Source organism: Xanthomonas hortorum pv. cynarae (assembly GCF_002939985.1).
Taxonomy (GTDB): domain Bacteria; phylum Pseudomonadota; class Gammaproteobacteria; order Xanthomonadales; family Xanthomonadaceae; genus Xanthomonas; species Xanthomonas hortorum_D.
This window is the reverse complement of record NZ_MDFM01000002.1, coordinates 84,038-97,523: the sequence shown is the minus strand read 5'-3', so window position 1 is coordinate 97,523 and position 13,486 is coordinate 84,038. Positions and strand designations below refer to the sequence as shown.

At 62.2% G+C, this 13,486-nt stretch carries 10 protein-coding genes; 7 read left to right on the top strand and 3 right to left on the bottom strand.

From position 1 onward, the window contains the following. The first annotated feature begins 22 nt into the window (after positions 1 to 22). The 4 genes from XcyCFBP4188_RS01855 (at position 23) to XcyCFBP4188_RS01840 (ending at position 5,426) form a co-directional block, all read left to right on the top strand. The gene (locus tag XcyCFBP4188_RS01855; protein WP_174705823.1) at positions 23 to 934 is read left to right on the top strand and encodes a M23 family metallopeptidase; all 912 of its coding nucleotides are present in this window, start codon (positions 23 to 25) and stop codon (positions 932 to 934) included. A gap of 135 nt (positions 935 to 1,069) precedes the next feature. Continuing rightward, the gene (locus XcyCFBP4188_RS01850; RefSeq protein WP_104591534.1) at positions 1,070 to 2,674 is read left to right on the top strand and encodes a peptide chain release factor 3; all 1,605 of its coding nucleotides are present in this window, start codon (positions 1,070 to 1,072) and stop codon (positions 2,672 to 2,674) included. Positions 2,675 to 2,749: 75 nt separating this feature from the next. Then, positions 2,750 to 3,394, top strand: coding sequence for a PAQR family membrane homeostasis protein TrhA (gene trhA / locus XcyCFBP4188_RS01845; RefSeq protein ID WP_023904694.1), 645 nt, complete (start codon positions 2,750 to 2,752; stop codon positions 3,392 to 3,394). Positions 3,395 to 3,461: 67 nt separating this feature from the next. Further along, positions 3,462 to 5,426, top strand: a complete 1,965-nt coding sequence (locus XcyCFBP4188_RS01840; protein ID WP_104591573.1) for an AsmA family protein — start codon at positions 3,462 to 3,464, stop codon at positions 5,424 to 5,426. Positions 5,427 to 6,095: 669 nt separating this feature from the next. Here XcyCFBP4188_RS01840 and XcyCFBP4188_RS01835 read toward each other — a convergent pair. Genes XcyCFBP4188_RS01835 through mtgA form a run of 3 tightly spaced genes read right to left on the bottom strand, consistent with a single transcriptional unit; the run spans position 6,096 to position 8,273 of the window. After that, on the bottom strand, positions 6,096 to 6,524 hold the full coding sequence (locus XcyCFBP4188_RS01835; RefSeq protein WP_006452685.1) for a CBS domain-containing protein: 429 nt from the start codon (positions 6,522 to 6,524) through the stop codon (positions 6,096 to 6,098). Next, complete coding sequence (locus XcyCFBP4188_RS01830) at positions 6,484 to 7,530, bottom strand: glycosyltransferase family 2 protein (protein ID WP_104591533.1); 1,047 nt, start codon at positions 7,528 to 7,530, stop codon at positions 6,484 to 6,486. The genes XcyCFBP4188_RS01835 and XcyCFBP4188_RS01830 overlap by 41 nt, the downstream gene beginning before the upstream one ends. Before the next feature lie 2 nt (positions 7,531 to 7,532). Continuing rightward, positions 7,533 to 8,273 (bottom strand): monofunctional biosynthetic peptidoglycan transglycosylase, encoded by a 741-nt coding sequence (gene mtgA, locus XcyCFBP4188_RS01825; RefSeq protein WP_006452683.1) that lies wholly within the window; start codon positions 8,271 to 8,273, stop codon positions 7,533 to 7,535. Positions 8,274 to 8,348: 75 nt separating this feature from the next. Between mtgA and hslO the strand changes: the two genes are divergently transcribed. The 3 genes from hslO to XcyCFBP4188_RS01810 all read left to right on the top strand — a co-directional run bounded on the left by hslO (position 8,349) and on the right by XcyCFBP4188_RS01810 (position 13,384). After that, on the top strand, positions 8,349 to 9,239 hold the full coding sequence (gene hslO, locus XcyCFBP4188_RS01820) for an Hsp33 family molecular chaperone HslO (RefSeq protein WP_006452682.1): 891 nt from the start codon (positions 8,349 to 8,351) through the stop codon (positions 9,237 to 9,239). 153 nt (positions 9,240 to 9,392) lie between these two features. Then, the gene (locus XcyCFBP4188_RS01815; protein ID WP_043889850.1) at positions 9,393 to 10,232 is read left to right on the top strand and encodes an XOO1806 family protein; all 840 of its coding nucleotides are present in this window, start codon (positions 9,393 to 9,395) and stop codon (positions 10,230 to 10,232) included. Between the two features lie 242 nt (positions 10,233 to 10,474). Further along, positions 10,475 to 13,384 carry a TonB-dependent receptor domain-containing protein gene (locus tag XcyCFBP4188_RS01810; RefSeq protein ID WP_104591532.1) on the top strand — a complete coding sequence of 970 codons (2,910 nt, stop codon included), beginning with the start codon at positions 10,475 to 10,477 and terminating at the stop codon, positions 13,382 to 13,384. The last annotated feature ends 102 nt before the right edge of the window (positions 13,385 to 13,486 follow it).

The following is a 13,486-nucleotide window of genomic DNA, read 5'->3' as shown; positions in this document are numbered from 1 at the left end:
CTCTCCCGTCCGAGCCGATCGCGTGCCCCACCACGTGTCTCGCACTGCCCTGCGCGTCCTTGCATCGGTCTCGATGACCCTGATGCTGCCCTGCGCTGCACCTGCCAGCGCCCAGCAGCGCTGGCACTGGCCCGGCGCTGCGGCCGCAACCGGGCCTGGAACTTCGGCCACCCCGTCTGTACTCGACGCCGGCGACACAGGCCCATTGCTGCAGCTCGAATGGCAGGCGCCGGCCTATCTGACCTGGGTCAGCAACCCGCTGGCCGGACCTGCGCAGGTGCGACTGAGCGCACCGCCCAGCGAGGATTACCGCGCCGTGCCGCAATTACCGTTGACGGTAGAACTGGCCGCGCACGAACGCCGCCTGCTCGCCCGGCTGTATCCGGCCAGCAACCAGCGCGCCCTGGGCGGGCTCGGACTCAAGCTCGACGTCGTGCCCGGCGCCCCACAGGCACGCGCCCAGCCCGTGCGCTACCAATTACCGTTCCGCGATGTGCCGGTGCAGGTAGATCAAGGCTTCGGTGGGCATTTCAGCCACACCGATGCGCCCAACTGGTATGCGGTGGACTTCGCGCTGCCGCACGGCACGCCGGTGCTGGCAGCGCGCGAGGGCGTGGTCATGCAGGTGCAGCGCGACAGCAGCGAAGACGGCCCGCATGGCCCGGCGGCCGGCGGCGGCAATCTGGTGCGGGTGCTGCATGCCGACGGCAGCATGGCGGTGTACGCGCACCTGGCACCCGATGGCGTGGCAGTGCGCGCCGGCCAGGTGGTGGCTGCCGGCGAGCAGCTGGGCAGCTCGGGCAACACCGGTTTCAGCACCGCCCCGCACCTGCATTTCGCGCTTCAGCGCAATGCCGGGATGCAGCTGATCTCGCTGCCGTTCCGGATGCTGGGCCCGCAAGGCGAGCTGCAGTTTCCATCGCCGGCGCCCTGACCCGCAGACGCCAGGATGGTGGCGTCGCCATGGCCGACTGGCTCGACCCGGTCATGAAAGGCGTGCCGGAGCGAAGCCGCTATAATCACCGGCTTCCTCAGTTTCCGCAGGCGTCCGACCGGGCGCGCCCAACCCATGTCCGACGTCTCCAACGAAGCCGCGCGCCGCCGCACCTTCGCCATCATCTCCCACCCCGATGCGGGCAAGACCACGCTGACCGAAAAGCTGTTGCTGTTCGGCGGTGCGATCCAGATGGCCGGCTCGGTCAAGGGCCGCAAGGCCGCCCGCCATGCCACCTCGGACTGGATGGCGCTGGAAAAGGAGCGCGGCATCTCGGTCACCTCTTCGGTGATGCAGTTCCCGTACGAGGGCAAGGTGATCAACCTGCTCGACACCCCCGGCCACGCCGACTTCGGCGAGGACACCTATCGGGTGCTGACAGCGGTGGACTCGGCGCTGATGGTCATCGACGTGGCCAAGGGCGTGGAAGAACGCACCATCAAATTGATGGAAGTCTGCCGGCTGCGCGACACGCCGATCATGACCTTCATCAACAAGCTCGATCGCGAGGGCAAGAACCCGATCGATCTGCTGGATGAAGTCGAAACCGTACTCGGCATCCAGTGCGCGCCGGTGACCTGGCCGATCGGCATGGGCCAACGCCTGAAGGGCGTGGTGCATCTGATCACCGGCGAGGTGCACCTGTACGAACAGGGGCGCAACTTCACCCGCCAGGATTCGACCATTTTTCCGTCGGTGGATGCGCCGGGTCTGGTCGAGAAGATCGGCACGCAGATGCTAGCCGAGCTGCGCGACGATCTGGACCTGGTGCAAGGCGCCAGCAATCCATTCGATCTGCAGGCGTATCGCGCCGGCAAGCAGACCCCGGTGTTCTTCGGTTCGGGCGTCAACAACTTCGGCGTGCAACCGCTGCTGGATTTCTTCATCGAACACGCACCGCCGCCGCAAGCGCGCGACACCACCGGCCGTCGCGTCGAGGCGACCGAAGCCAAGCTCAGCGGCTTCGTCTTCAAGATCCAGGCCAACATGGACCCGCAACATCGCGACCGCGTCGCCTTCATGCGCGTGTGCTCGGGCAAGTTCACCGCCGGCATGAAGACCCTGCACGTGCGTAGCGGCAAGGACGTGAAGCTGGCCAACGCGCTGACCTTCATGGCCTCCGATCGCGAGATCGCTGCCGAAGCCTGGCCGGGCGATGTCATCGGTATCCATAACCACGGCACCATCTCCATCGGCGACACCTTTACCGAGGGCGAATCGCTGTCGTTCACCGGCATCCCCAACTTCGCGCCTGAGCTGTTCCGCCGCGCGCGCCTGCGCGACCCGCTCAAGCTCAAGCAGTTGCAAAAGGGTCTGGCGCAGCTGTCCGAAGAAGGCGCCACGCAGTTTTTCCGCCCGCTGATGAGCAACGATCTGATTCTTGGTGCGGTGGGCGTGCTGCAGTTCGACGTGGTGGCCTACCGGCTCAAGGACGAGTACGGCGTGGATGCGATCTTCGAACCGGTGGGCGTCACCACCGCGCGCTGGGTACATTGCGACAACCCGAAGAAGCTCGAAGAGTTCCGCGAGAAAAATGCCGGCAATCTGGGCATCGATGCGGCCGGCCAGCTGGTCTATCTGGCACCGACCCGGGTGAATCTGCAGCTGGCCCAGGAACGCGCACCGGACGTGCGCTTTTCCGCAACGCGCGAACATGCGCATGCCAAGGCGATCGATTGACCGCTGCTTGAACCGACGCATGAAAATGCAACTGCTGGCGATGCGAATTGCTCGCAGTTACGGTACATTTTTGGCATGAACGCAGACGCCTCCCCCTCGACCGACCTGCGCGACGAGATAGCCAGTGCCGTGACCCACGGCCTGGGCGCAATTGCCGCATTGGCCGGTGGCTCGGTGCTGATCACGCTGGCCGCCATTTATGGCGATGGCTGGCAGCTGGCTACCTCCATCGTCTTCAGCGCCACCCTGGTGCTGCTCTACGTCGCCTCTACCTTGTTCCATGCCATCCCGCATCCGGGTGCCAAAGCACGGTTGCAGATACTGGATCATTGCGCGATCTATCTATTGATCGCCGGCACCTATACGCCGTTTACGCTGATCAATCTGCGCGACTCCTGGGGTTGGGGATTGTTCGCCGCCATCTGGACGATTGCCGCCGCCGGGGTGATCTTCAAACTGTTTTTCACCGGACGCTTTCGCTTGCTGTCCACGGTGCTGTATCTGGCGATGGGCTGGCTGATCCTGGTCGCGATCCAGCCCCTGTTACGCTCGGTCGATACCTGGTCGCTGTGCTGGCTACTGGCCGGCGGGCTCTTCTATACCTTGGGTACGTATTTCTATCAGCGCGACACCCAACGCTATTTCCATGCGATCTGGCATCTGTTCGTGCTGGCCGGCAGCGCTTGTCACTTCGTTGCGGTGATTGCGCAAGTGGTGTGATCTGCGCAGGTGCTGTGATAGACGATTGACGGCGCGTTCGCGCGCCGTGCACAAGCTGTCGCCAACCATGGCCCGCGTGAACACTGTGACCAACACCGCTGCGACTCCCCCTCCCCGCACACCACGTCGTCGACGCTGGTTGATCGGGTTCGGCATCGTCGCCGTCCTTGTGGTGATCTTCGTGCTGTTGTTCGAGTGGAACTGGCTACGTGGCCCGGTCGAGCGCGTGGTCAGTGCCAAGACCGGTCGCGAATTTCATCTGGGCTATCTGGATGTGAAACTGGGCCGCACCACCACCGTGCGTGGCAACCGGCTGAGCCTGGCCAATGCGCAGTGGTCCAAGCGCGGCCCGATGGCCGAACTGAATTCGGCCGAGATCGATGTCGAGTTGTGGCCATTGCTGCGCGGCAATGTGCGCTTGCCGGAAATTCGCCTGGATCACCCGAAGGTACTGCTGGAAGCGGGCGACGACACGCATCCGGGCAACTGGGTGTTCGATCAGGACGATGGCGACGGCACGCTGCCACGGCTTGGGCGCCTGCTGGTCCACAACGGGCGGCTGCAATATATCGATGCCGCCAACCGCTCGGATGTGGATGTGGCGATCAACAGTCTCGCACCGCCCAGCAGCGATCAGCGTGCAGCGCCGATCGGCATCGACGGCAAAGGCCGCTGGAAGGGCTACCCCTTCACGCTCAAGGGCGACACCGCTTCGCCGATGGAGCTGAGCCAGAGCGAGCATCCTTTCCGCATCGATCTGCGCGGCAGCGCCGGCGCCACCCGTACGCACGTACGCGGCACGCTGACGAACCCCTTCCAGTTCCAGGTCTTCGATCTGCAGATGGCGCTCAGTGGGCAGGACATGCAGGACCTGTATCCCTTGACCGGCGTCGCCATGCCGTCGACGCCGCCGTACAAACTCGACGGACATCTGCGCCGCAACGGCAAGATCTGGCGCTATGAAAAGTTCACCGGCACCGCTGGCGACAGCGATCTTGCCGGCACTGCCGAGGTGGACCTACGCAACAAGCGCCCGTTCCTGCGTGCGGATCTGGCGTCGAAACGCCTGGATTTCGACGATCTGGCCGGCTTCATCGGTGCGCCACCGAAGACCGGCACGAATGAATCGGCAAATGCCGAACAGAAAAAACAGGCTGCACAACTTGCCGCCAGTGCGCGTGTGTTGCCCAGCACGCCCTATGACTTGTCCAAACTGCGCGCGATGGATGCGCAGGTGCGTTGGCGCGCACAGCGCATCAACGCACCATCGTGGCCGCTGGACGACATGGATGCCTCGCTGACGTTGAAGGACGGCCTGTTGCAACTGGACCCGCTCAACTTCGGCGTTGCCGGCGGCGATATCCGCTCCACCATCCGCATGGATGCACGCAACGAAGTGATCACCACGCAACTCAAGGCCGGCCTTCGCGGGATTCGGCTGGATCAGCTATTCCCCGACACCGCGCTCGCAAAACAAGCCTCGGGCGCCATCGGGGGCGAATTCGATCTGCGTGGTCGCGGCAACTCGATCGCCGCGATGCTCGGCAGCGCCGATGGCACGATCGGCGTTGGCATGGGCCGGGGTCATGTGGGCAATCTGATCATGGAGCTGGCCGGCCTGGACATTGCCGAGTCGCTCAAATATCTGTTCACCAAGGATCGTCAGATTCCGGTGCGCTGCATTTTCGGCGACTTAGGTGTGCAAGACGGCCTGATGCAATCGCGCGCCCTGGCCTTCGATAGCACCGACACCATCATCATTGGCGAAGGCAGCATCAGCCTCAAAGACGAAACGCTGGATCTGCTGCTTCGTCCACGTCCGAAGGACCGCAGCATCCTGAGCCTGCGCTCGCCGCTGCGAATCGGCGGCACCTTCAAGGATCCCAGCTTCCGGCCGGACTTCAAAGCATTGGGACTACGTGGCGCGCTTGCCGTCGGCCTGGGCATGATCGCCCCGCCCGCAGCATTGCTCGCGACCTTCGAACCAGGCCCCGGCAAGGACAGCGACTGCGGCGGCAAGTTCGCAAAGTAGCCCAACTGCGCGACTTGAAGTGACCAACAAAACAGCTCGATCGCTGTATCCAGTGCGGCAGAATCTTCGCCGCACTCGCCTTCGTTGACGAGTGAAGTGTCGGAAATAGCAGTGACGTCAGTCGAATCGAACTGAGCTGATCAGACCGCACCATCATCGGTCGAACGCGCAGCGTGCACCAATCGCAACCACGCACACCGACCATCTCCACTGGTCCTTGCCCGTCCACCGTCGCGGGACCTTACGCGGCATGGATGCCGCGTAAGAGCCTACACGGACGTACTTGCGGCGTGTCCCGCGAGGGTGGGCGGGCAAGGGCCCTGCAGCCAAGCCGCAGATCATCCGCTCTAAAACCGAGCCATCCGCACCGTTCAATCCCCTAGCAAGCCGGACGAGAGCTTCAGCGCAGTTTGAATGCTCCCAAACCGATAAATGTTCCCAAACCAAGCGGATTGCGGGCGTGATGCTCTCACCGCTTCGGAACACCCGGTGCATCCATCCATGGAGCTCCGTAAAGGCATTCATGCCGCCACAAGGTACCGCAAGCGCTGAGAACATCGCACCTTGCAATGTGCACGTTTGCAACCAAAAAGCCGGCCGCACCAATCTAGCGGTGGGCGCAGCAAATTTGTAGCCACTCTTGGCTGCAAGGCTTCAGCCAGCGCGGTGTCAGCTCGCGATATAACGCTGCAACTGATCGATATCGCGCTGCTGGTTCTCGATCACCGCCTTGACCAGATCGCCGATGGAAATCACCCCGTGCACCCGGCCGTTTTCGACCACCGGCAGATGCCGGAAGCGTCCATCGGTCATCAATTGCATGCAACGCTCCACCGTGTCCGATGGCGATACTGTCACCACTTCGGTGCTCATGATCTCGGCAACGCTGGTAGTCGATGAGGCGCGATCGCGCAATACCACTTTGCGCGCGTAATCGCGCTCGGAAACGATGCCAATCAGGCGCGGCCCGTCCATCACCAACACCGCACCGATGCCCTTCTCGGCCATCAAGCGGATCGCCTCGATCACTGCGGCGTCGGCCGCAACCGCAAATACCTCAACCTGTTTGGTCCCCAACAGCTGTCGTACGGTCTGCATGGCCCGCTCCGCGCTTGGTCTGGTGATCGCAGACTACTCCCACCGCGCCGCAGTGGGTATCGACCAGATACAGCGGGCGCTGCTTGGCCTCGTCATACAGCCGGCCCAGGTATTCACCGATCAAGCCCAACGCAATCAGCTGGATCCCGCCCAGAAACAGGATCACCGACATCATGGTCGGCCAACCCGCCACCGGGTCGCCCAGCAAGGCCGCCTTGATCACCACCCAGCCACCGAACAGGAACGCCACCAGTGCGGTCAGCAAACCGAGATAGGTCGCCGCGCGCAACGGCACCGTGGAAAAACTGGTGATGCCATCCAGCGCGAAATTCCACAACCGCCACACCGTGAACTTGCTGCGTCCCGACAGCCTCGGCGCACGCCGGTATGGCAATGCCACCTGGCGAAACCCGACCCAGCCGAACAGGCCTTTCATGAACCGGTGGCGCTCGCGTAGCTGCTGCAAGGCATGCACCACACGCGGCGACAACAACCGGAAATCCCCCGTATCGGCCGGAATCGGCGTGCGAGACAACTGCCGGATCACCCGATAGAACGCATGCGCCGCACTGCGCTTCAACCAGCTCTCGCCCTCGCGGGAAATCCGCGTGCCGAAAATGTTGTCGTAACCGGCACGCCACAGCGCAACGAACTCCGGGATCAACTCCGGCGGGTCCTGCCCATCGGCATCGAGCAGCACCACCGCGCCGGGCAACACATGATCCAGCCCCGCAGAAATGGCAACCTCCTTGCCGAAATTGCGCGACAACCGCACCGCACTCACCTGCGCATCGGCATCGGCAAGCGCCTGCAACACAGTCCAGGTGCCATCGCTGCTGCCATCGTCGATATACAGCACGTGCGTTTCCAATCCGCTCAAGCCAGCGAGCACTGCGCACAGACGCGGATGCAGTAACGGAATGCTGGTCTCTTCGTTGTAGGCCGCAATCACCACCGTGAGGCGATCTGTTGCAGCCGGCAGTTGCGCTGTTTCTAACGCGCTCATGCTCATGGCGCCTGCAGATACGCAGGACCGCCCAACTGGCGCGCCTGCCGCTGGATCCACGCGGTGCGCCGCTGCACATAGGCCCCGGGGCGCCGTGCGTCATAGCGACGTGGCGAGGGCAGCACCGCCGCCAGACGCGCCGATTCGGTCGGCGACAACCCTGCCGCATCCTTGCCCCAGAACTGCCGGGCAGCGGCCTGCGCGCCATACACCCCGTCGCCGAATTCGGCCACGTTGAGATACATCTCCAGAATGCGCTGCTTCGGCCACAACAGCTCGATCAGCACCGTGTACCAGGCTTCCAGGCCCTTGCGCACCCAACTGCGGCCCTGCCACAGGAACACGTTCTTGGCGACCTGCTGACTGATCGTGCTCGCCCCACGCACGCGCCCACCGCGCGCATTGTGATCGCGCGCCTTCTCGATGGCCTGCAGATCGAAACCGTGATGTATTGGAAACTGCTGATCCTCCGCAGCCACCACCGAAATCGGCAGGCTGGCAGCAATCTTGTCGTAGTCGCGCCATTGTTGATGCAGCGAAAAATTCCAGTCGCCTTCGCCCCAGGCTTCCAGATAGCGCCCCACCATCATGCTGCTGATCGGCGGATCAACCACCCGCAGCACCAGCACCTGCACCACGCTCGCGGCGGCGAACAACAACGGTGCCGCCAACACCCAGCGCAGCCAGCGCCGAGCGCGCCGCGTTGGTGCTACCTGCTTGCCATCCAATGCATCCGTCCCCATTGTTTGCTACGACCTATTCATCCCGATGCCTGCCGCATTATCCGGCAACCGGCGTCCCTTACGTCCGATGTTCCCATGACCGATCACGATCAGCTTTCCCGTTTCCTGCTGCCTGCCGCCGGCGTGCGCGGCGTCCACGTGCGCCTGACCCAGGCCTGGCACGACATCCAAGGCGCGGCCGAGTACCCGCCTGCCGCACGCCAGTTGCTCGGCGAAGCGGCGGTGGCCGCAGCATTGTTCACCGGCCATACCAAGGTCGACGGACGTCTGTCGGTACAGCTGCGCGGCAATGAAACACTGCGCACCTTGTTCGCCGAATGCACCGCAGCCGGTACCTTGCGCGGCATCGTGCAACTGGCCGACGGCGCCGATGCACCCGCCGACCTGCGCGAACTGGGCGAAGCCGCACTACTGGCGATCACCATCGAAAATCCCGGCCTGGACCCGCGCGAACCGCAGCGCTACCAGAGCCTGGTCGGCATGCAGGCCCCGGATCTGGCCGAAGCCTTCGAAACCTATTTCCACCAGTCCGAGCAGTTGCCGACCCGCCTGTTACTGGCCGCAGGCCCGGACCAGGCGGCCGGCCTGTTGCTGCAAAAGTTGCCCGGCGACGAGGGCGACAACGACGGCTGGACCCGCATCGGCGCGCTGTTCGATACTCTGGGTGCCCCGGAACTGCTGTCGGTGGCTGGCGAAGACCTGCTGCAACGCCTGTTCCACGAAGAAGAGCCGCAGTTGCTCGGCGACAAGCCGCTCAGCTTCGGCTGCTCCTGCTCGCGCGAGCGGGTCGCCTCGATGCTGCAGTCCCTGGGCGAAGAAGAAGCCCGCGCAGCGGCGGAGGCGACTGGCGAAGTCGAGGTGCGCTGCGAGTTCTGCGGGCGTGAGTATCACTTTCCGTTGACCGCCCTCGACGTACTTTTCAGCGCAGCGCAACCCTCGCTGGAAGCGCCGGAAAGGTTGCAGTAGAAAGGTTTGACGGGTGCTTTCTGGGGAACGTACCCACTTGTTAAATAATCATAAACACCCTAGCATTCTCGTCGCCCGCTCTCGGGAACTTAACAACTCCTCCTGGGTCTGAACTCTGGTATGCGACACCTCCTGCGCCTTCCGCTCGCTTTGCTGGTTGCCCTTGCGGCAGCCACGGGTGTGCACGCGCAGTCGGCCGCCTCCCAGCAGCTGCGCGAAAGCACCATCCTGCCGGTGTGGAACAAGGGCAGCGGCAAGGTGGAAGCCTTCCTGTATCTGGAGCCGACCGGCGAGCAGAAGGCCGGCGCACGCTGGCACTTTGGACGCAATTCGCTGGATGCGGCCTTCGGCCTGACCTCGGGCGATTCGCTGGGCCTGATCTGCAACAGCAGCCGTGGCACCAACATCAACGGTCTGGCCAGCCATTGCCTGCTTGCCGGCATCGGCGACGAAGAAGACGACAGCGCTGCCGCATCGCGCCGGGTCTCGGCGACGCTGGGCTTCAATCGCGCTGGCGCACGCGCTGGCGTCACCGCCGGCACCGGCCGCGACACCTTGCCCGCCTGGTTGATCGGCGCCGGCAAGGCACCGTTGACCCGCGTCGAACAGAACGACCTGACCGTGTTCGGCCAGAAGAACATCGGCCGCGAAGGCTTTGTCTCGATCGGCGGCACCTATGCCCGCGCGCGGCTGGTGCCCTTGGCAGACGTCTCCCCGGCCATCGCAGACCAGTGGGACACCAAGACCCTTAGCGTCGGCGGCGGCTATGGTGCCTTCAGCGCCAACGTCATCGGCCGCGTGGTCGACGTTCCCGGCCAGCCGGAAAAATGGGAAGGCTTAGGGCTCGGTCTGACTTGGCGCACTCCCTGGAGCGGGCAGTTGACAGTCGGCGCGGAAAATGTCATCTCCCGCGGCAAAAATCCCTTCGCCCCGAACAATGAAAGCAACAACGACGGCACGATCCCGTACGTTCGGTACGAACAAGACCTGTAAGCCACTGATTCAAAAGTACTTTCCCAGAACGCCACCGGTTTGTCGCCGGTGGCGTTTTTCGTTCTGGATGCTGCCGCGCGCCTCTGTTTCACGTCTTTCTTCTTTTTCGTTAACGGGACTTTAATTCTTCGCGCAACGCATATACCATCGGTTCACCCTGACGTTTTGGATCCGCTTCTTTCGGAACCCCCGCCAGGCAAACAACCCTTGGCAGTACCCAAGATCACTTGGAGAGAGAGCTAATGAATTTGAAGTCCAACAAGCTGCGCGATGCTGTTGTTTTTGCGCTGGTCATTGGTGTGAGCAACGCCGCCCTGTCGTCAGCCGCGGTCGCGCAGAGTGCGCCTGCCAGCGAAGCAGCCACGCTCGATACCATCACTGTAACGGGTAGCCGCATCTCAACGCCCGGCCTGACCACGAGCAGCCCGGTCACGAGCATCGAGCGCGAGGAATTCATGCGCACGCAACCCATTGCGGTTGAAGAGTTCGTGAAGCAATTGCCGAGCGTATCGCCTACCGTCGGCCCTGGCACCAACAATGGCACCACTGGCGCTGCAGAGATCGATCTACGCGGACTGGGCTCGAATCGCACACTGGTCTTGGTCGATGGCCGCCGTCCGGTGCCCTACGATCTGTCGGGTGTTGTCGACACCAATACGATTCCAGTTGCGCTGATTCAAAGCGTGGATCTATTAACAGGCGGCGCATCCGTGGTCTACGGCGCCGATGCCATCTCCGGCGTGGCCAACTTCATTCTGCGCCGCGATTTCGAAGGCGTGGAAGTTCAGAGCTCCTACGGTCAATCCAAGTATGGCGACGGCGCACGCCAGCGCATCGAAGCTACGATGGGCGCCAATTCGGCTGATGGCAAAGGAAACGTCGTCTTCAGCGTTGGACACACCAAAGTTGATCCAGTTTTCCAAGGTGATCGCGCATGGGGTGAAGTGTCGCGCTCGTCCGGAAGTGGTAATCCGCAGGGCTCCGGCACAACCGTGCCTTCACTCATCGCCGGTCCTCCTGGCGTGTGGGGTGCTCCGGGCGAAGACGGCACGCTTGACGGCCGTGGCCAGATCGACCCCACCACTGGTCAGATTGTTAACTCAGTCCAGACCTACAACTTTAATCCGGTCAACCTTTTCCAGACTGCGCTTGATCGTTACCAGGCCACTGCACTTGGCCGTTATGAGATAAACGAACACGCAGAAGCCTATGGTCAGGTGAACTACACGCGCTCTCGCGTCGAGGCCTCGCTTGCGCCGAGCGGACTGTTCCAAGAGGCGTTCGACATGCCGATCGGAAATCCGCTTATCCCCGAACCGGCACGCCAGCAGTTGTGTCAGGCTTACGGCATTGCTGCGGGCAACTGCGTTGCCGGCGATCCGACCATGATTGAAGGACTGACCGTCGGCCGTCGTCTGACCGAGCTTGGCCCACGCGCAGACCGATACGATACCAAGACCTTCCAGGCTACTGTTGGACTCCGTGGTGCCATTTCGGACAGCTGGAAGTACGACGCATTCTGGTCGCATGGTGAGTCCGAGCAGTTGGCGGAGCGCCGCAATTGGGGTTCGCTGTCAAAGACGCGCCAGGCTCTGATGTCGCTTGATGGAACGACATGCGTCGACCCGAGCAATGGGTGCGTCCCACTCAACATATGGGGTCCTGAAGGCTCGATCTCGCCGGAAGCGATCAACTTCATCAATCTGAGCGCTTTCTCCGTCCAGAATGTTGAACAAGACAACGCAGCACTCAACTTCTCGGGCGACCTGGGTGGTTTCAAGAGCCCATGGTCCGAGTATCCGATCGGTGTCGCGGTGGGCGCAGAACACCGTCGCGCCACTGCGGCGACCCGTTCTGACGGTCCAAACCAGATCCAGGGCGAGGTGATGGGTACCGGTGCACCAGTACCGGATCGCAACGGCGGATTCACGATCAATGAGGCTTATTCTGAGCTGATTGTGCCGCTAATCGACAACGTCCCGGGAATTTATGCGTTGTCGCTCGAGGGCGGATATCGCTACTCCGATTTTTCGACTACATCCAACACGGGTGACAAGTACGGCAGCTTTAAGTACGGCCTCAACTGGGCACCGATCGAAAGCCTGCGTTTCCGCGGCATGTTTCAGCGTGCGAACCGTGCTCCCGGAATTGGCGAGCTGTTCGCTCCTCAGGTAACCGGCCTCGGAAATCTGGACACTGATCCGTGTGCAGGTGCGGCAATTAGTGCGGCACAAGCCAATACTCCCGGCACACTCTCTAATCTGTGCGTGCAGACCGGTGTCCCGGCTGGCTCTGCTGGTCTTGTCGCTCAGCCCAATGCCGGACAAGTCAACGTTTTGACTGGCGGCAATCCGCTATTGACGCCTGAGCAGGCCGATACACAGACGATCGGCTTGGTCTGGAATCCAACCTCGAACTTCGCAGTGACGCTGGACTACTGGAAGATCGAAATGGAGAAGACCATCTCTTCGCAGAGCGTGGATGACGTGATTTCGGGTTGCTATGACCCGGCGCTCAACCCGGGGCTGACCTTCAACGGCAATTGCGCGCTGGTGGGCCGCTCGCCGCTGACCGGCACCTTCAACGGTACTACCTCGCGTGGCGTGTCGTTGCTGCTCAGCAATCAGGGCACTCTGAAGACTGATGGCTTCGACCTCGGGGTCAAGTATGGCTTCGACTTGCCCGGCACCCTCGGACGCTTGAACCTCGCCTACGACGCGACTTTGGTGCAAACACTGGAATCCCAGGCTACGCCCGAGTCTGAAAACCGCGACTGCCTGGGCTATTACAGCGTCAGCTGCACACCTAACTCTAAGTATCGCTCCATCCTGCGCTCCAGCTGGTCTTACAACGACCTTTCGGTATCGCTCGCATGGCGCTATAGCAGCAAGATGAAAGTGGAGCCGAACACTGGCACCTGGTTCGAGTCTTACACCGAAATCCCGTCTTACAGCTATTTCGATTTCGGCGTGAACTACAAACTGCCGTTCAACTCTTCGGTCAACCTGTCGGTAGCAAACCTGACCGACAAGAAAGCTCCGGTTGTGGGCAATACGATCGGCGACACCTCTCAGAACAGCGGCAACACGTTCCCGAACTTCTACGATGCAATTGGCCGTTTCTACACGCTGGGTGTTACCTTCGCGTTCTAAGAGACGAGGTGTAAAAACAAAGCGGGCCGGTTATCCGGCCCGCTTTGTTTTGCTTTGGAACTAGACAATCAATCTTCTTAGAGCAGCTGCAGAAACGCCTGA

Excerpts from the sequence above, each read along its gene's own strand:
- XcyCFBP4188_RS01850 (WP_104591534.1), top strand. The coding sequence starts at position 1,070 with ATGTCCGACGTCTCCAACGAAGCCGCGCGCCGCCGCACCTTCGCCATC.
- trhA (WP_023904694.1), top strand. The coding sequence starts at position 2,750 with ATGAACGCAGACGCCTCCCCCTCGACCGACCTGCGCGACGAGATAGCC.
- XcyCFBP4188_RS01840 (WP_104591573.1), top strand. The coding sequence starts at position 3,462 with ATGGCCCGCGTGAACACTGTGACCAACACCGCTGCGACTCCCCCTCCC.
- XcyCFBP4188_RS01835 (WP_006452685.1), bottom strand. The coding sequence starts at position 6,524 with ATGCAGACCGTACGACAGCTGTTGGGGACCAAACAGGTTGAGGTATTT.
- XcyCFBP4188_RS01830 (WP_104591533.1), bottom strand. The coding sequence starts at position 7,530 with ATGAGCGCGTTAGAAACAGCGCAACTGCCGGCTGCAACAGATCGCCTC.
- mtgA (WP_006452683.1), bottom strand. The coding sequence starts at position 8,273 with ATGGGGACGGATGCATTGGATGGCAAGCAGGTAGCACCAACGCGGCGC.
- hslO (WP_006452682.1), top strand. The coding sequence starts at position 8,349 with ATGACCGATCACGATCAGCTTTCCCGTTTCCTGCTGCCTGCCGCCGGC.
- XcyCFBP4188_RS01810 (WP_104591532.1), top strand. The coding sequence starts at position 10,475 with ATGAATTTGAAGTCCAACAAGCTGCGCGATGCTGTTGTTTTTGCGCTG.